Annotated in this window: 13 protein-coding genes and 4 tRNA genes; 16 read left to right on the top strand and 1 reads right to left on the bottom strand. The window is 54.7% G+C overall.

Annotated features, from left to right (window positions below):
* Nucleotides 1-81 precede the first annotated feature (81 nt).
* The 14 genes from ACT3UM_RS03275 (at nt 82) to rpsG (ending at nt 14178) form a co-directional block, all read left to right on the top strand.
* A tRNA-Tyr gene (locus ACT3UM_RS03275) sits at nt 82-165 on the top strand.
* A 105-nt stretch (nt 166-270) separates the two neighbouring features.
* Nucleotides 271-344, top strand: a tRNA-Gly gene (locus ACT3UM_RS03270).
* Nucleotides 345-357: 13 nt separating this feature from the next.
* Nucleotides 358-432, top strand: a tRNA-Thr gene (locus ACT3UM_RS03265).
* Nucleotides 433-629: 197 nt separating this feature from the next.
* A tRNA-Trp gene (locus ACT3UM_RS03260) sits at nt 630-705 on the top strand.
* Nucleotides 706-779: 74 nt separating this feature from the next.
* Nucleotides 780-1163 (top strand): preprotein translocase subunit SecE, encoded by a 384-nt coding sequence (gene secE, locus ACT3UM_RS03255; RefSeq protein WP_498896054.1) that lies wholly within the window; start codon nt 780-782, stop codon nt 1161-1163.
* An 8-nt stretch (nt 1164-1171) separates the two neighbouring features.
* A complete protein-coding gene (nusG, locus tag ACT3UM_RS03250; protein WP_498896052.1) occupies nt 1172-1705 on the top strand; it encodes a transcription termination/antitermination protein NusG in 534 nt (177 codons plus the stop codon).
* A gap of 133 nt (nt 1706-1838) precedes the next feature.
* The gene (gene rplK / locus ACT3UM_RS03245) at nt 1839-2270 is read left to right on the top strand and encodes a 50S ribosomal protein L11 (RefSeq protein ID WP_498896050.1); all 432 of its coding nucleotides are present in this window, start codon (nt 1839-1841) and stop codon (nt 2268-2270) included.
* Between the two features lie 2 nt (nt 2271-2272).
* On the top strand, nt 2273-2965 hold the full coding sequence (rplA, locus tag ACT3UM_RS03240; RefSeq protein WP_498896048.1) for a 50S ribosomal protein L1: 693 nt from the start codon (nt 2273-2275) through the stop codon (nt 2963-2965).
* Between the two features lie 319 nt (nt 2966-3284).
* Nucleotides 3285-3791 carry a 50S ribosomal protein L10 gene (gene rplJ, locus ACT3UM_RS03235; RefSeq protein ID WP_071694997.1) on the top strand — a complete coding sequence of 169 codons (507 nt, stop codon included), beginning with the start codon at nt 3285-3287 and terminating at the stop codon, nt 3789-3791.
* A gap of 126 nt (nt 3792-3917) precedes the next feature.
* The gene (gene rplL, locus ACT3UM_RS03230) at nt 3918-4286 is read left to right on the top strand and encodes a 50S ribosomal protein L7/L12 (protein WP_022520870.1); all 369 of its coding nucleotides are present in this window, start codon (nt 3918-3920) and stop codon (nt 4284-4286) included.
* A gap of 347 nt (nt 4287-4633) precedes the next feature.
* Nucleotides 4634-8710 carry a DNA-directed RNA polymerase subunit beta gene (gene rpoB, locus ACT3UM_RS03225; protein WP_498896045.1) on the top strand — a complete coding sequence of 1359 codons (4077 nt, stop codon included), beginning with the start codon at nt 4634-4636 and terminating at the stop codon, nt 8708-8710.
* 10 nt (nt 8711-8720) lie between these two features.
* Nucleotides 8721-12935 carry a DNA-directed RNA polymerase subunit beta' gene (rpoC, locus tag ACT3UM_RS03220; protein WP_498896043.1) on the top strand — a complete coding sequence of 1405 codons (4215 nt, stop codon included), beginning with the start codon at nt 8721-8723 and terminating at the stop codon, nt 12933-12935.
* Between the two features lie 208 nt (nt 12936-13143).
* Complete coding sequence (rpsL, locus tag ACT3UM_RS03215; protein WP_008959173.1) at nt 13144-13518, top strand: 30S ribosomal protein S12; 375 nt, start codon at nt 13144-13146, stop codon at nt 13516-13518.
* A 189-nt stretch (nt 13519-13707) separates the two neighbouring features.
* On the top strand, nt 13708-14178 hold the full coding sequence (rpsG, locus tag ACT3UM_RS03210; RefSeq protein ID WP_009288145.1) for a 30S ribosomal protein S7: 471 nt from the start codon (nt 13708-13710) through the stop codon (nt 14176-14178).
* Here the strand turns inward: rpsG and ACT3UM_RS03205 are convergent.
* Entirely contained in the window at nt 14111-14365 is a 255-nt protein-coding gene (locus ACT3UM_RS03205) for a pentapeptide repeat-containing protein (RefSeq protein WP_498896040.1), read from the bottom strand. The genes rpsG and ACT3UM_RS03205 overlap by 68 nt on opposite strands.
* Nucleotides 14366-14425: 60 nt before the next feature.
* Between ACT3UM_RS03205 and fusA the strand changes: the two genes are divergently transcribed.
* Together fusA and tuf are read left to right on the top strand one after the other, a co-directional pair.
* A complete protein-coding gene (gene fusA / locus ACT3UM_RS03200; RefSeq protein ID WP_498896038.1) occupies nt 14426-16549 on the top strand; it encodes an elongation factor G in 2124 nt (707 codons plus the stop codon).
* A gap of 29 nt (nt 16550-16578) precedes the next feature.
* Nucleotides 16579-17772 carry an elongation factor Tu gene (tuf, locus tag ACT3UM_RS03195; protein ID WP_290699817.1) on the top strand — a complete coding sequence of 398 codons (1194 nt, stop codon included), beginning with the start codon at nt 16579-16581 and terminating at the stop codon, nt 17770-17772.
* Nucleotides 17773-17883: the final 111 nt, after the last annotated feature.

Raw genomic sequence — 17883 nt, 5'->3', positions numbered from 1 at the left:
AAGCATCGCAAGCTACGATAAATTAAGTAAATATCTTGCTTGACACTGTTTTGAAGGCTGGCATAATGTGCCGCCACAGTTGGAGAGGTTCCCGAGTGGCCAAAGGGAGCAGACTGTAAATCTGCCGCGAAAGCTTCGAAGGTTCGAATCCTTCCCTCTCCACCATATTTATCAAGCGCTGATTTGTTCAGTGTTTGGGAATGGAAAGCCGGTAAGCGGGCATTAGCTACTGTTTCTCGTGCAGCGGATCGTCATTCTAAGACAGGTTCTGCGGGCGTAGTTCAATGGTAGAACCTCAGCCTTCCAAGCTGATGGTGCGGGTTCGATTCCCGCCGCCCGCTCCAGTTGATGTGTTTAGCTCATGTAGCTCAGGGGTAGAGCACACCCTTGGTAAGGGTGAGGTCGACGGTTCAATTCCGTCCATGAGCTCCATATTGCGAAATAAGCGAGCAAAGCTCGCTTTTTTTGTCTCTGCGTTTAGGCGGTGTTTTGTAACGCCTAGGCGTAAAGAAGGGGTTGTCAGTGGTGGGTTTCTTCGCTACCATGGCGCCCGCTGTTGTATAGGCGGTTGAAAAAAACGCTTGTCGGCAGAAGTAAGAAGCAAATGTAGAAAGTCAGTACGACGATACAGGCCAGTAGCTCAATTGGCAGAGCAGCGGTCTCCAAAACCGCAGGTTGGGGGTTCGATTCCCTCCTGGCCTGCCAACCTTCCCCAGGTTGGTATGTCTTTTTTCCGAAATTATTTTATCGTTCGCCGTACCCTGAGGAGTCTCGTTTTTATGAAGCCTGGTTCTGTAAAACATGGCGCCGAGGTGCAACAGACGCGCCATGACGGGCTCAAGTGGGCGGCGGTCGTAGCGCTGCTTGTCGTTGCTGTTGTTGGTAATACCTATTTCGCCGATATTGGCCTGCTCTACCGCGTGCTTGGCGTGGTTGTGTTGTGTGTGATTGCAGCTTTGATCGCGCTAACCACTACCAAGGGCCGCGATTTAGTAGAGCTTGCCAGAAGCGCCAAGAAAGAGATTCAGCGCGTTGTATGGCCGACCCGTCCCGAAACCATTCAGACCACTGCCATTGTGCTGGTGGCAGTTTTGGTAGTGGGATTAATGCTGTGGTTGATCGACACTCTTCTTGGCTGGGCGATGTCCGGCGTCATTGGTTAGGAGCTTTCATGTCCAAACGTTGGTATGTCGTCCACGCTTATTCTGGCTTTGAAAAGCATGTTATGCGCTCATTGCTTGAGCGCGTAAAGATGTATGGTATGGAAGATCGTTTTGGCGAAATTCTGGTGCCGACTGAAGAAGTCGTCGAAATGCGCGACGGCAAGCGACGCAAGAGTGAGCGCAAATTCTATCCTGGCTATGTGTTGGTCGAGATGGAAATGGCCGACGAAACATGGCACCTCGTCAATGAGACGCCGCGTGTTATGGGCTTCATCGGTGGCACAAAAGAGAAGCCCGCGCCGATTACATCACGCGAAGCAGATGCAATTCTGCTGCGCGTTAAAGACGGTACCGATAAGCCACGGCCCAAAACGATGTTTGAGCCGGGCCAGTCGGTGCGTGTTGTTGATGGGCCGTTTGCCGATTTTAACGGTGTCGTCGAAGAAGTTAATTATGAAAAGAGTCGCCTGCACGTCAGCGTGCTGATCTTTGGGCGCTCTACACCTGTTGAGTTAGAATTTTCTCAGGTTGAGAAAGAGTAACGGGTGAGTAGTAAATAGTTAGCAGTGAATAGTTACAAGCAGTAAGTTTTAATTCGTGTGAAAATGGCTGGTTCAGCTGTTTCACTGGTACCGGGGAGCCTTCGGGCGCTACTACCCAATTGGAGCATAAACGATGGCCAAGAAAGTACAGGCTTATATCAAACTGCAGGTTGCTGCAGGTAAAGCCAATCCAAGTCCGCCGGTAGGCCCAGCACTGGGTCAGCACGGCGTGAATATCATGGAATTCTGTAAGGCGTTCAACGCCGCGACTCAAGAAATTGAGCCGGGTCTGCCGACGCCAGTCGTGATCACTGTCTACTCTGACCGTAGCTTCACGTTCGTCACCAAGACGCCGCCTGCTGCCGTGCTGCTGAAAAAAGCTGCCGGTATCAAGTCCGGCTCTGGTGAGCCGAACAAGAAGAAGGTCGGCACCGTGACACGTGAGCAGCTTGAAGATATCGCTAAAGCCAAAGAGCCTGATTTGACGGCTGCGAATCTTGATGCCGCTGTACGCACCATTGCTGGCAGTGCTCGCAGCATGGGCCTAAACGTGGAGGGTCTCTGATCATGGCTAAACTGTCTAAGCGTGCGAAAATCATTCGCGAAAAAGTAGACACCACCAAAGCCTACTCTATTGAAGAAGCGGTAGCGCTGCTTGCTGAGCTGTCGACTGTTAAATTCAAAGAGTCCGTTGATGTCGCTATCAACCTGGGCGTTGACCCGCGTAAATCTGACCAAGTTGTGCGTGGCGCTACCGTCATGCCTAACGGTACCGGTAAAGATGTGCGTGTTGCGGTCTTCACCCAGGGCGCTAATGCCGATGCCGCTAAAGAAGCCGGTGCCGACATCGTGGGTATGGATGACTTGGCTGAGCAAGTGAAAAAAGGCGTGATGGATTTTGACGTCGTTATCGCTTCGCCAGACGCCATGCGCGTTGTTGGCCAGCTGGGCCAGATTCTAGGTCCCCGTGGCCTGATGCCCAACCCGAAAGTTGGCACCGTAACGCCTGATGTGGCGACTGCGGTTAAGAATGCCAAAGCAGGTCAGGTACGTTTCCGCACCGACAAAAACGGCATTATCCACACTACCCTGGGTAAAGTGGACTTTGACGCAGCGGCACTTAACGGCAACCTGGAAGCCCTGGTTGCTGACCTGAAGCGCCTCAAGCCGAGTGCGTCTAAAGGTATTTACTTTAAGAAGATGACTCTGTCCACTACCATGGGCCCGGGTTTGACCATCGATCACTCTGCTTTCGTTTAAAGCAGTTGATCGTTAGATTTGCAGTAAGAACTGAGCAAGAACTTTGCGGTCCCCCGTTTGGTGGCTATCACTGGCCGGGGCACCGTCAAAGACCGCAGGTGCCGCTCTTGATAGGTACGTTGTTTGTACTGACAAGGGCGGCTTAATTGCCCCATAAGCGCCTGCGCAGATGGTGTGGCCGCCAGTTGGTTTAGCTTAACGGCTTTCTGGTGAGCACCATCCCCAAGGCTTCCCGCTTTGCAACGCTTTTGCAAGTAGAGCGGGGAGAGATGGTAACCACCGGAACCTTTCTGGGTTCCGGCACGAAGGAGTGATCACTGTGCCACTAGCACTTGAAGGCAAGAAAGCGATTGTTGCCGAGGTCAGTGAAGCGGCCAAGGGCGCACTCTCCGTCGTAGTTGCTGATTCTCGCGGCGTTACGGTTGGTAAAATGACCGATCTGCGCAAGCAGGCGCGTGAGAATGGTGTAGAGCTGCGTGTTGTACGTAATACGCTGGCTCGCCGCGCTCTCGAGGGCACTCAGTGGGAGTGTCTGAACGATAGCTTTGTGGGTCCTACGTTGTTGGCCTTCTCTACTGACCATCCGGGCGCTGCCGCTCGTTTGTTCAAAGAGTTTGCTAAAACGAACAAGGACTTCGAAGTAAAAGCGTTGGCCTACGAAGGTGAGCTGATTCCGGCTGCTGACATAGACCGTCTGGCAACCCTGCCGACCCACGACGAAGCAATTGCCAAGTTGATGTCGGTAATGAAAGAAGCCTCCGCTGGCAAGCTGGTTCGTACTCTGGCCGCGCTGCGCGACCAGAAGCAAGAAGCAGAAGCTGCCTAAGCAGCGTTTCTTGCAGGCGACGTGAAGCTATGACGCCATAAGCCATAAGCAGCATGTCGTCTGAACCGAGCAATGAATCCTGAGTCATCGGCTGACCGAGACTCCCGCAAAGTTAGGAATGAAACAATGGCACTGTCTAAAGACGATATCATCAATGCTGTAGCCGACATGACCGTGATGGAAGTTGTCGAGCTAATCGAAGCAATGGAAGAGAAATTCGGCGTTTCTGCAGCGGCTGCCGTAATGGCTGGTCCGGCTGCTGGCGGCGAAGTAGCTGAAGAACAGACTGAATTTGACGTCGTTCTGACCGCTGCTGGCGACAAGAAAGTTAACGTGATCAAAGCAGTTCGTGAGATCACTGGCCTTGGCTTGAAAGAAGCTAAAGGTGCTGTTGACGGCGCTCCGGCGACCATCAAAGAAGGTCTGTCTAAAGACGACGCTGAAGCAGCTAAAGCTAAGCTGGAAGAAGCGGGCGCAACCGTCGAGCTCAAGTAAGCCTTGTGCGGACGGCTTTACGCGCTGCGTAAGCTTCCACGGCTGGCGGCGGGATATCCCGCTGCCGGCCTTTTTCTGTTGCAACTGGTGTTTAATAGCAGCATCGCTGTTGGTAAATAGCAGAGTGGCAGAAGCGTAACAGCGTTACTGAAGCGCTATTGAAGATGCTATTGAAGATGCTATTGAAGATAGTGTAAACGACGACAGTGTTATCGACGACTGAGTTATCGAACTAGATTTTCGACGGCGAGCTACCGATTTTAGGGGCTTGCTGTCTGCGTCTGACACGCCCGCAGGGCAGATGACCACGCATCGGTCACCCATGGTGAACAAGCTGGGGAATACAGATGGCTTACTCATATACTGAGAAAAAACGCATCCGCAAGGATTTCGGCAAACTGCCCCAAGTAATGGATGTGCCTTACTTGCTGGCGATCCAGCTTGATTCCTATTACGACTTCCTCCAGCAAGATCGTTCGCCCGACGAGCGTCACGAGATCGGTCTGCACGCGGCATTTAAGTCCGTGTTTCCGATTGAGAGCTTCTCCGGCAATGCAGCGCTTGAGTATGTCAGCTACCGTTTTGGTACGCCGGCGTTCGATGTTAAGGAGTGCCAGCTGCGCGGTGTGACTTACTCCGCCCCGCTGCGCGTCAAGGTTCGCTTGATCATTTATGATCGCGACTCCTCGAACAAAGCCATTAAAGATATTAAAGAGCAAGAAGTCTACATGGGGGAAATCCCCTTGATGACGGAGAACGGTACCTTTGTGATCAACGGTACTGAGCGGGTTATCGTATCCCAGCTCCACCGCTCGCCCGGTGTGTTCTTCGATCACGATAAAGGTAAGAGCCACTCTTCCGGTAAGCTGCTCTATTCAGCTCGCGTAATTCCTTATCGTGGTTCTTGGTTAGACTTCGAGTTTGACCCCAAAGACAACGTCTTTGTACGTATTGACCGTCGCCGCAAGCTACCGGCCTCGGTTCTCATGCGTGCGCTGGGGATGAACACCGAAGAGATCCTCGCCGAGTTCTTTGAAACCAGCGTCTTCCACATTGAGAAATCCGGTTTCTATGTGGAACTGGTGCCGTCGCGCCTGCGCGGTGAGACCGCCACCTTCGATATCAAGGATGGCGAAGGCAATGTGATCGTTGAAGAGGGACGTCGGATTACCCAGAAGCACATCCGTCTGCTTGAAAAAGCCGGCCTTGAGCGTCTGGATGTACCGATGGAGTACCTGTTCGGCAAAACGCTGGCCAAAGATCAAATCGATTCCAAAACCGGCGAGCTGATCTGCCCGTGTAATACCGAAATCACGCCTGAAGTGCTTGAGCGTATGGCTCAGGGTGGCATCACCCTGGTGGAAACGCTCTACACTAACGATCTTGACTGCGGTTCATTCATTTCCGACACCTTGAAGCTGGACGCGACTAACTCCGCGCTCGAGGCCTTGGTGGAAATCTACCGCATGATGCGCCCCGGCGAGCCGCCTACCAAAGAGTCTGCCGAGACGCTGTTTAACAATCTGTTCTTCTCTGAAGATCGCTACGACCTGTCGGGCGTTGGCCGCATGAAGTTCAACCGTCGCCTACGTCGTGATACCGACACAGGCTCCGGTGTGCTGGATCGCAAAGACATCCTGGATGTGCTGCGCGAGCTGATCAATATTCGTAACGGCTTCGGTGACGTTGACGATATCGATCACCTGGGTAACCGCCGTATTCGCTGTGTTGGCGAAATGGCCGAAAACCAGTTCCGCGTTGGCTTGGTGCGTGTAGAGCGCGCCGTCAAAGAGCGTCTCTCCATGGCAGAGAGCGAAGGCCTGATGCCGCAAGACTTGATCAACGCCAAGCCGGTTGCGGCGGCGGTGAAAGAGTTCTTCGGTTCCAGCCAGCTTTCCCAGTTTATGGATCAGAACAACCCGCTCTCTGAGGTTACCCACAAGCGTCGTGTGTCTGCACTCGGCCCCGGTGGTTTGACCCGTGAGCGCGCTGGCTTCGAAGTACGTGACGTTCACGCCACGCACTATGGGCGTCTATGCCCCATCGAAACGCCGGAAGGCCCGAACATCGGTCTGATCAACTCGCTGGCGACCTACAGCCACACCAACAGCTACGGTTTCCTTGAAACGCCGTACCGTAAAGTGGTTGATCGTCAGCTGACCGACGACATCGTCCACCTCTCGGCGATTGAAGAGGGCGATTTCGTTATCGCCCAGGCGTCAGCGGCGGTAGATGAGTCCAACAAGCTAAGCGATGACCTGGTTCAGGTTCGTCACCGCGGTGAAACGACCTTTATGCGTCCTGAGCAAGTGACGCTGATGGACGTATCACCCCGTCAGGTCGTCTCGGTCGCAGCGGCACTGATTCCGTTCCTGGAGCACGATGACGCCAACCGCGCCTTGATGGGCTCGAACATGCAGCGTCAGGCGGTTCCCACTCTGCGTGCCGATAAGCCGCTAGTAGGTACCGGCATGGAGCGCTTTGTGGCACGTGACTCCGGTGTCTGTGCGGTAGCGAATCGTGGTGGCGTGATTGACTCTGTTGATGCACGTCGCGTGGTGGTACGGGTTAATGAAGATGAAATTATCGGCGGTGAAGCCGGGGTTGATATCTACAACCTGACCAAGTACACCCGCTCGAACCAGAACACCTGTATGAACCAGCGCCCCATCGTGCGGCCTGGCGACAATGTGGCGCGTGGCGATATTCTCGCTGACGGCCCGTCTGTCGACATGGGTGATCTCGCGCTTGGCCAGAACATGCGCATCGCCTTTATGCCCTGGAACGGCTACAACTTCGAGGACTCGATCCTGCTTTCTGAGCGGGTTGTTCAAGAAGACCGTTTCACTACGATTCACATTCAGGAACTGACCTGTGTGTCTCGCGACACCAAGTTGGGCTCAGAAGAAATCACTTCTGATATTCCGAACGTGGGCGAGTCTGCACTCTCCAAGCTGGATGAGGCGGGCGTGGTTTATATCGGTGCTGAAGTTGGCCCCGGCGATATTCTGGTCGGTAAAGTGACACCGAAGGGTGAAACCCAGCTGACGCCTGAAGAGAAGCTGCTACGTGCTATCTTCGGCGAGAAAGCGTCTGACGTTAAAGATACCTCGCTGCGTGCTCCGACGGGCATGAAAGGCACGGTTATCGACGTTCAGGTGTTTACCCGTGACGGCGTTGAGAAAGACTCCCGCGCCCTGTCGATCGAGCGCACCCAGCTTGATGAGGTACGTAAGGATCTTCAAGAGACTTACCGTATCGCCGAAGATGCCACCTTTGAGCGTCTCAAGCGCACCCTTGACGGTCAGGCCGTTAACGGCGGCCCGAACCTCAAGAAAGGCGATGTGCTGGACGCGGATTACCTCGACGAACTGCCGCGTCAGCAGTGGTTCAAGCTGCGCCTGCAGGACGAGTCGTTTAACGAGCTGCTGGCTCAGGCTGACGAACAGCTGGAAATTCGCCGTAAAGAGATGGATGAGCGCTTTGAAGATAAGAAGCGCAAGTTGACCCAGGGCGATGACCTCGCACCGGGCGTACTGAAGATCGTCAAGGTCTACATGGCCGTGAAGCGTCGCATCCAGCCGGGCGACAAGATGGCCGGTCGTCACGGTAACAAAGGCGTTATCTCGGCGATTATGCCCATCGAAGACATGCCATTTGACGAGAAGGGCGAGTCGGTTGACGTGGTGCTTAACCCGCTGGGCGTACCGTCACGGATGAACGTTGGTCAGATCCTTGAGACGCACTTGGGTATGGCGGCACGTGGCTTGGGCGTTAAGATCGAAGCTATGTTGCGCGATGCACGCGGTCAGCAAGTCGCTGAAATTCGTGACTTCCTGGGGCAGATTTACAACACGCAGGGTACTCGCGTTGAAGATCTAGACTCCCTGACCGACGATGAAATCATCGCCCTGGCGAAGAACCTCAAAGGCGGTGTACCGATGGCGACGCCGGTGTTTGACGGTGCCAAAGAGCACGAAATCAAGCATCTGTTGAAACTGGCGGACATTCCCGAATCGGGTCAGATGGCCCTGTTCGATGGCCGTACCGGTGATGCTTTTGATCGTCCGGTCACCGTTGGCTACATGTACATGCTGAAGCTCAACCACTTGGTAGACGACAAGATGCATGCGCGTTCTACCGGTTCTTACTCGCTGGTTACCCAGCAGCCCTTGGGTGGTAAGGCGCAATTCGGTGGTCAGCGCTTCGGTGAGATGGAAGTGTGGGCGCTGGAAGCTTACGGCGCTGCATACACGCTACAAGAGATGCTCACCGTCAAGTCGGACGACGTCGAAGGCCGCACCAAGATGTATAAAAACATCGTGGATGGCGACCACACCATGCAGGCAGGCATGCCGGAATCCTTCAACGTACTCGTGAAGGAAATCCGCTCGCTGGGCATCGATATCGAGTTAGAGAGCTAGGAGCCGTCCCATGAAAGATTTGGTGAAAGTACTCAAATCGCAGTCTCAGTCCGAAGAGTTTGACGCGATCAAGATTACCCTGGCGTCGCCGGACATGATTCGCTCCTGGTCGTTTGGCGAGGTGAAGAAGCCTGAGACCATCAACTACCGTACCTTTAAACCGGAGCGGGACGGCCTGTTCTGCGCCAAGATCTTTGGCCCGGTTAAAGACTACGAGTGCCTGTGCGGCAAGTATAAGCGCATGAAGCACCGCGGTATCATCTGCGAAAAGTGTGGCGTAGAAGTGACCAAAGCCGCCGTGCGCCGTGAGCGCATGGGGCACATTGAGCTCGCCTCGCCGGTAGCGCACATCTGGTTTCTGAAGTCACTGCCGTCGCGGATCGGCATGTTCCTCGATATGACCCTGCGTGATATCGAGCGCGTGCTCTATTTCGAAAGCTTTGTCGTGATCGACCCAGGCATGACCACGCTGGAGCGTGGTCAGCTGATGAACGACGAGCAGTACTTTGAAGCGCTGGAAGAGTTCGGCGACGACTTCGATGCCCGCATGGGTGCCGAAGCTGTGCAAGAACTGCTTAAAGATATCGATCTGGAAGAAGAGATTAACCACCTGCGCGAAGAGATTCCGCAGACTAACTCCGAAACCAAGATCAAGAAGCTCTCCAAGCGCCTCAAGCTGCTTGAAGCCTTCTACCACTCCGGCAACGCGCCGGCGTGGATGGTCATGGAAGTGCTGCCCGTGCTGCCGCCGGATCTGCGTCCGCTGGTACCGCTGGACGGTGGCCGCTTCGCGACCTCGGATCTCAACGACCTTTACCGTCGTGTGATCAACCGTAACAATCGCCTGAAGCGTCTGCTTGACCTCAATGCGCCTGACATTATCGTGCGCAACGAGAAGCGTATGCTTCAGGAAGCGGTCGATGCACTGCTGGATAACGGCCGTCGCGGTCGTGCGATCACAGGCTCTAACAAGCGCCCGCTGAAATCGCTCGCCGACATGATCAAAGGTAAGCAGGGTCGTTTCCGTCAAAACTTGCTGGGTAAGCGCGTCGACTATTCAGGTCGTTCGGTGATTACCGTGGGTCCGACGCTGCGCCTGCATCAGTGTGGCCTGCCCAAGAAAATGGCCCTTGAGCTGTTCAAGCCGTTTATCTACTCCAAGCTGCAGTCGCTGGGCTACGCCTCAACGATCAAAGCCGCCAAGAAGATGGTCGAGCGCGAGCTGCCGGAAGTGTGGGACATCCTGGCCGATGTTATCCGCGAGCACCCGGTACTGCTTAACCGCGCACCCACGCTTCACCGTCTGGGTATCCAGGCGTTCGAGCCGCTGCTGATCGAAGGTAAAGCGATCCAGCTGCACCCGCTGGTATGTGCTGCCTATAACGCCGACTTTGACGGTGACCAGATGGCGGTCCACGTACCGCTGACCCTGGAAGCGCAGCTTGAAGCCCGTGCGCTGATGATGGCGACCAATAACGTGCTGTCGCCCGCTAACGGCGAGCCGATCATCGTACCGTCGCAAGACGTTGTTCTGGGTCTTTACTACATGACCCGGGAAAAGATCAACGCCAAAGGCGAAGGCATGGTGTTCTCTGACCTCAACGAGGTAGAGCGCGCGTTTGGTACGCAGTCGGTAGCGCTACACGCACGGGTTAAAGTTCGTTTAGACGAGATCGACGTAGAAGAAGAGACCGGCGAGCGTAGCTTCCACCGGCGTATTTACGACACCACCGTCGGCCGTGCGCTGCTGTTCCGCATTCTGCCGGAAGGGGTGCCATTCGAGCTGATCGATCAGCCGATGAAGAAGAAGGCGATCTCCAGCCTGATCAACGAAGTCTATCGTCGCGCTGGTCTGAAGCCGGCCGTTATCTTCGCTGACCAACTGATGTATACCGGCTTCCGTCTGGCGACCTGGTCAGGCGCCTCTATCGGTGTCAATGACTTCGTTATTCCCGAAGCCAAAACCGAGATCGTTGACGCCGCGGAAGCCGAAGTAAAAGAGATCGAAGACCAGTTCTCTTCTGGCCTGGTGACAGCGGGTGAGAAGTACAACAAGGTTATCGATATCTGGTCTAAGGCCAACGACAAAGTCGCCAAGGCGATGATGGTCGGTATCTCTAAAGAGACCGTTATCGATCGTGATGGCAACGAGGTTGAGCAGGATTCGTTCAACAGCGTCTTCATCATGGCCGACTCCGGTGCGCGTGGTAGTGCTGCCCAGATCCGCCAGTTGGCCGGTATGCGTGGCCTTATGGCCAAGCCGGATGGCTCGATCATCGAAACACCGATCGTCGCCAACTTCCGTGAAGGTCTGAACGTACTGCAGTACTTCATCTCGACCCACGGTGCACGTAAAGGTCTAGCGGATACGGCGTTGAAAACCGCCAACTCCGGTTACCTGACACGTCGCTTGGTAGACGTAGCGCAAGACCTGGTCATCACCGAAGTTGACTGTGGCACCGAAAATGGCTTGACTCTGCACCCGATTATCGAAGGCGGCGACATTATCGTACCGCTCTCCCAGCGCGTGCTGGGTCGTGTTGTCGCTCAGGATGTAGTTCACCCTGGTAGCGGTGACGTCTTGATCGCGAAAGGTACCTTGCTCGACGAGAAGTGGTGTGCCGAGCTCGACACCATGGGTGTCGACGAGATTATCGTGCGCTCCACGATCACCTGTGAGACCGCACACGGCGTGTGTGCCTCCTGTTACGGACGTGACTTGGCCCGTGGTCATCAAGTCAACATCGGTGAAGCCGTTGGTGTTATCGCGGCTCAGTCGATTGGTGAGCCGGGTACCCAGCTGACCATGCGTACCTTCCACATCGGTGGTGCGGCATCGCGCTCTTCTGCGACCGATAGTGTACAGGTTAAGCACGGCGGTAAGGTTCGTCTGCACAATATCAAGCACGTTGAGCGTGCCGATGGCAAGCTGGTCGTGGTCTCGCGCTCAAGCGCCCTGGCTGTTGCCGATGACCACGGTCGTGAGCGTGAGTACTACAAACTGCCCTACGGTGCAGAGCTGTCTGTACGTGACGGCGACGTGGTCGACGCCGGTGCGACGGTTGCCAAATGGGACCCGCACACTCACCCGATCGTTGCCGAAGTAGAAGGTAAGGCGCAGTTCATCGACCTCGACGAAGGTGTCACCATGCACCGCAGCGTCGATGAGATGACCGGCCTCTCCTCTATTGAGGTTATCGAGTCAGCAGCACGTCCCATGGCCGGCCGCGACAAGCGCCCGATGGTCATGCTGCAGGACAACGCTGGTGAGTACGTCTCTGTCTCGGGTTCTAACACGCCGGTTCAGTACCTGCTGCCAGGCAACTCGATTATTTCGGTCGATGATGGTGTCACCATCGGTGTGGGTGAAGTGGTTGCCCGTATCCCGGTAGAAGCGTCGGCAAACAAAGATATCACCGGTGGTCTGCCGCGGGTTGCTGACTTGTTCGAAGCGCGTAAGCCGAAAGAGTCGTCTATCCTGGCGGAAATCAGCGGTGTGATCAGCTTCGGTAAAGAGACCAAAGGTAAGCGTCGTCTGACGATTACTCCGGAATCTGGTGACCCGTTTGAGGCGCTGATTCCGAAATGGCGTCAAATCGCCGTCTTCGAAGGCGAAACCGTCGAGAAGGGCGAAGTCATCTCCGATGGCCCGAGCAATCCGCACGATATCCTGCGGTTGCTGGGTGTTGAGGAGCTCGCCAAGTACATCACTGCCGAAGTACAGGACGTTTATCGTCTGCAGGGTGTAGGCATCAACGACAAGCACATCGAAGTGATTGTGCGTCAGATGCTACGCAAGGTAGAGATTAGTGACTCGGGCGATTCTGACTTCATCACCGGCGATCAGGCAGAATTGGTCCGCGTGCTGGAACAGAACGAACGTCTGGAAAAAGAGAAGAAATTCCCGGCCAAGTATCAGCGTATGTTGCTGGGTATTACCAAGGCCAGTCTGGCCACCGAATCGTTCATTTCCGCGGCCTCCTTCCAGGAGACCACACGGGTACTGACCGAAGCGGCGGTGACCGGCAAGCGCGATTATCTGCGCGGCCTGAAAGAGAACGTCGTAGTGGGTCGTTTGATTCCGGCAGGTACCGGTCTGACTCACCACGCGGAACGTCGTCGCAAGCGCGAAGACGTTGAGCAACTGTTCAATCCTTCGGCGACCGAAGTTGAGCAGGAGCTGGGTGCTCAGTTGACCGCTCTCGATTCTGACGATGAGCTGTAAACGGGCCCATGGCACGACAGTAAGCGGTACGTAAAATGAGTAGCTGACCTGAAAAGCGTCGTCTTGCCGGTAAAACCGCCGGCGAGGCTTGACGTGACCTAGGGTCAGCCTTTAGAATGCGCAGCCTTTAACAGTGGGGTGGGTGCGCCCGCATCCGCTGCCCGTACTTGTTGAAAGGCAAGGCAACCATTGGAGTCAGCTAAACACCATGGCAACGATTAATCAGCTAGTGCGCAAGCCGCGCAAGCGCCCCGTCACCAAAAGTGATGTGCCAGCGCTGCAGGCCTGTCCGCAAAAACGTGGCGTATGTACGCGCGTTTACACCACCACCCCGAAGAAGCCTAACTCGGCCCTGCGTAAGGTTTGCCGTGTGCGCCTTACCAACGGCTTTGAAGTGTCTTCTTACATCGGTGGTGAAGGTCACAACCTTCAAGAACACTCTGTCGTTTTGATTCGCGGCGGCCGTGTAAAGGATTTGCCAGGTGTGCGTTATCACACCGTACGTGGCGCCCTTGACACCTCCGGCGTTCAGAATCGTCGTCAGGGTCGTTCTAAATACGGTACTAAGCGTCCTAAGTCCTAAGGGCTAAGTCCTAAGGGATTGGATTGCTGTGCAGCACTGCCCTGTTAAATGGGCTTGTTGAGTAACGATTATCACGAATTTGACGGTCTGATAAGAGTAAGGTCGGGCGGCGCTTGTTGTACTTGAATAGTGTACACAGGTCGCATGAGTTCCGGGTTTACCTGAAAGATCCTTAATTGAGGGCTTATCATGCCTAGAAGAAGAGTAGTAGCTAAACGCGAAATCCTGCCGGATCCCAAGTTCGGAAGTGAGCGTCTGGCGAAGTTCATGAACCACCTGATGGTCAGCGGCAAGAAGTCCATAGCTGAGCGTATCGTCTACGGTGCGTTGGACAAGGTTGCCGAGCGTAGTAAAGAAGATCCGCTGGAGATCTTCGACAAAGCGCTGGAAGCCATCCAGCCGATGGTCGAAGTGAAGTCGCGCCGCGTGGGTGGTGCGACCTATCAGGTGCCGGTTGAAGTACGTCCGTCTCGCCGCCAAGCGCTAGCCATGCGTTGGCTGGTAGACGCGGCGCGTCGTCGCGGTGAGAAAACCATGGTGCAGCGTCTGGCTGGCGAAATGCTGGATGCCGCTGAAGGTAAAGGTTCTGCCGTTAAGAAGCGCGAAGACGTGCATCGTATGGCAGAAGCCAACAAGGCCTTCTCGCACTACCGTTTTTAAGATCGGCGTTTCTAAGGGCAGCGTTTTTAAGATCGGCGTTCCAAAGATCGGCGTTTCTGAGTACGGCTTTATGGTTTATATATGCACGTTGTTCAGCATGGTGAAGTGTTTGCTGAGTCGCGTTGTTGCAATTCAATAGTTGCAACACTCCGCCGCTACCATGCACATGCAGTGGTAGCGGCCGCATAAGCCTCGCTTGCATACGCCGCTAAATTAACGAGCATCGCCAACAAACGGGAGTTTCACCGTGGCACGCAAGACTCCACTAAATCGCTACCGTAATATCGGTATCGTCGCTCACGTCGACGCGGGTAAAACCACGACGACTGAGCGTGTATTGTTCTACACCGGCCTTTCCCACAAAGTGGGCGAAGTGCACGACGGCGCTGCGACCATGGACTGGATGGAGCAGGAGCAGGAGCGTGGTATTACCATCACCTCAGCTGCAACCACCTGTTTCTGGCAGGGCATGAGCAAGCAGTTTCCTGAGCACCGCATTAATATTATCGACACACCAGGGCACGTTGACTTCACCATCGAAGTTGAGCGTTCTTTGCGCGTACTCGATGGTGCGGTGGTTGTACTGTGTGGCTCTTCCGGCGTTCAGCCGCAGACCGAAACAGTATGGCGTCAAGCCAACAAGTACGAAGTTCCGCGTATGGTTTTCGTCAACAAGATGGACCGTACCGGCGCTGACTTCTTCATGGTCGTCGAGCAGTTGAAAGAGCGCCTGGGTGCCAAGGCCGTGCCGATTCAGATTAACTGGGGTACGGAAGAAGACTTTAAGGGCGTTATCGACCTGATTCAGATGAAGGCTATCCTGTGGGATGAGGAAAGCCTGGGTATGAATTATGACCTCGTGGATATTCCGGCCGAGTTACAAGAAACCGCCGAGAAATACCGCGAAGAGATGGTCGAAGCGGCTGCCGAAGGCTCTGACGAGCTAATGGAAAAGTACCTTGAAGGCGTTGAGCTAACGATTGAAGAGATCAAGGCTGGCCTGCGCGCCCGCACCTTGGCTAATGATATCGTTCTGGTGACCTGCGGTTCTGCCTTTAAGAACAAGGGCGTTCAAGCGGTACTTGATTGCGTTATCGAGTACATGCCGTCGCCGACGGAAGTTAAGGCGATCGAAGGTGAGCTGGATGATAAAGACGGCACCATCGATACCCGTGAAGCAGACGACAATCAGCCGTTCGCGGCCTTGGCGTTTAAAATCGCTACCGACCCCTTCGTAGGCACGCTGACCTTTATCCGCGTCTACTCGGGCGTTCTGAAATCTGGCGACGGCGTCTATAACTCCGTTAAGCAGAAGAAAGAGCGTGTTGGCCGTATCGTTCAGATGCACGCCAACTCTCGTGAAGAGATTAAAGAGGTTCTGGCAGGCGACATCGCTGCTTGTATCGGTCTGAAAGACGTCACCACCGGTGATACCCTGTGCGATATCGATAACAAAATTGTTCTCGAGCGCATGGAGTTCCCGGATCCGGTTATCTCGGTTGCCGTAGAGCCTAAGTCTAAGGCCGACCAAGAGAAGATGGGTGTTGCATTGGGCAAGCTTGCTCAAGAAGACCCTTCCTTCCAGGTTAAAACCGACGAAGAAACCGGCCAGACGATTATTTCTGGTATGGGTGAGCTTCACCTGGATATCCTCGTTGACCGTATGCGTCGCGAGTTTAAAGTTGAAGCCAATATCGGTAAGCCTCAGGTTGCCTACCGCGAAACGATTCGCGGCAGCATTGAGCAGGAAGGCAAGTTCGTACGTCAGTCTGGCGGTCGTGGTCAGTACGGTCACGTTTGGCTGCGTATCGAGCCGCTGACAGCTGAAGAGAAGGGTGAAGGCGACGAAGAGATCTTCTTCAAATTTACCTCTGAAATCGTAGGTGGCGCGGTTCCTAAGGAATACGTCCCTGCGGTTGAGAAGGGTGCTTACGAGCAGCTCAAAAACGGTGTCATCGCGGGTTACCCGATGATTGACGTTAAAGTGTCGCTGTTCGACGGCTCCTTCCACGACGTAGACTCCAACGAGACTGCGTTTAAGATTGCTTCTTCTATGGCAGTAAAAGAAGGTGCCAGGAAGGCCAAGGCCGTGCTGCTGGAGCCGGTGATGAAGGTCGAAATCGTGACCCCCGAAGAATTTATGGGTGACGTCATGGGTGACCTGAGCCGTCGTCGCGGCCTGGTGCAGGGTATGGATGACTCCTCTTCTGGTAAAGTCATTCGTGCGACGGTGCCACTGGGCGAGATGTTCGGTTATGCAACCGATCTGCGCTCACAAACCCAGGGCCGTGCGAGCTACTCTATGGAGTTCTCGAAGTACGACGAGGCGCCCTCCAGCGTCGTTGAAGCCGTCATCAATCAAAACGGTTAACCGTTAGCTAACGTAAAGAGGTTATAGCAGTGGCTAAGGAAAAATTTGAACGTTCCAAACCGCACGTCAACGTCGGCACCATTGGTCACGTCGACCACGGTAAAACGACTCTGACTGCGGCCCTAACCCGCGTGTCTGCTGAGGTTTTCGGCGGCGACTGGCGTGAGTTTGATACCATCGATAACGCTCCTGAAGAGCGCGAGCGCGGTATCACGATCGCTACTTCACACGTTGAATATCAGTCTGAAGATCGTCACTACGCGCACGTTGACTGCCCAGGGCACGCTGACTACGTCAAGAACATGATCACCGGTGCTGCGCAGATGGATGGCGCGATCCTGGTATGTTCTGCCGCAGATGGCCCGATGCCGCAAACGCGCGAGCACATCCTGCTGTCTCGTCAGGTTGGCGTACCGTTCATCGTTGTGTTCCTGAACAAAGCGGACATGGTCGATGACGAAGAGCTGCTTGAACTGGTAGAAATGGAAGTTCGCGAACTTCTCGACCAGTACGACTTCCCGGGTGACGACACGCCGATCATCACTGGCTCTGCGCTGATGGCGTTGAACGGTGAAGATGAGAACGGCATGGGTACTACCGCCGTTGCTAATCTGATCAAAGCTCTGGATGCTTACATTCCTGAGCCGGAGCGTGCTATTGATCAGCCGTTCCTGATGCCGATCGAAGACGTGTTCTCTATCTCTGGTCGCGGTACTGTTGTGACTGGTCGTGTAGAGCGCGGCATCGTTAAAGCGGGCGAAGAAGTGGAAATCGTGGGTATCCGCGACACCACCAAAACGATCGTTACCGGTGTTGAAATGTTCCGTAAACTGCTCGACGAAGGTCGTGCTGGTGAGAACGTTGGCGCCCTGCTGCGTGGTACTAAGCGTGATGACGTCGAGCGTGGCCAAGTACTGGCCAAGCCGGGCACCATCAACCCGCACACTACCTTCGAAGCAGAAGTTTACGTACTGTCCAAAGAAGAGGGTGGTCGTCACACGCCTTTCTTCAAGGGCTACCGTCCGCAGTTCTACTTCCGTACCACCGACGTAACCGGTACTTGTGAACTGCCGGAAGGCGTTGAAATGGTCATGCCGGGTGACAACGTGCAAATGGTTGTTACCTTGATCGCTCCGATCGCAATGGACGAAGGCTTGCGCTTCGCTATTCGTGAAGGCGGCCGTACTGTCGGTGCTGGCGTTGTGGCCAAGATCGTCAAGTAAGCAACATGCTTGAATGATGAAGGGGGCTCTGATGAGCCCCCTTTTCTGCGCACCAACAGCAAATGTTTGACATGGGCTTTTGGCGTGCCTATAATGCGCATCCTTTGAATG

This window comes from Halomonas sp. AOP13-D3-9 (assembly GCF_052379125.1).
GTDB lineage: Bacteria > Pseudomonadota > Gammaproteobacteria > Pseudomonadales > Halomonadaceae > Vreelandella.
This window is presented reverse-complemented; position numbering and strand designations above follow the sequence as displayed.

Bases quoted from the DNA above. Each gene is read 5' to 3' on its own strand.
- rpoB (WP_498896045.1), top strand. From the start codon at position 4,634: ATGGCTTACTCATATACTGAGAAAAAACGCATCCGCAAGGATTTCGGC.
- rplK (WP_498896050.1), top strand. From the start codon at position 1,839: ATGGCCAAGAAAGTACAGGCTTATATCAAACTGCAGGTTGCTGCAGGT.
- rpoC (WP_498896043.1), top strand. From the start codon at position 8,721: ATGAAAGATTTGGTGAAAGTACTCAAATCGCAGTCTCAGTCCGAAGAG.
- rpsL (WP_008959173.1), top strand. From the start codon at position 13,144: ATGGCAACGATTAATCAGCTAGTGCGCAAGCCGCGCAAGCGCCCCGTC.
- rplL (WP_022520870.1), top strand. From the start codon at position 3,918: ATGGCACTGTCTAAAGACGATATCATCAATGCTGTAGCCGACATGACC.
- rpsG (WP_009288145.1), top strand. From the start codon at position 13,708: ATGCCTAGAAGAAGAGTAGTAGCTAAACGCGAAATCCTGCCGGATCCC.
- ACT3UM_RS03205 (WP_498896040.1), bottom strand. From the start codon at position 14,365: ATGCGGCCGCTACCACTGCATGTGCATGGTAGCGGCGGAGTGTTGCAA.
- rplA (WP_498896048.1), top strand. From the start codon at position 2,273: ATGGCTAAACTGTCTAAGCGTGCGAAAATCATTCGCGAAAAAGTAGAC.
- nusG (WP_498896052.1), top strand. From the start codon at position 1,172: ATGTCCAAACGTTGGTATGTCGTCCACGCTTATTCTGGCTTTGAAAAG.
- secE (WP_498896054.1), top strand. From the start codon at position 780: ATGAAGCCTGGTTCTGTAAAACATGGCGCCGAGGTGCAACAGACGCGC.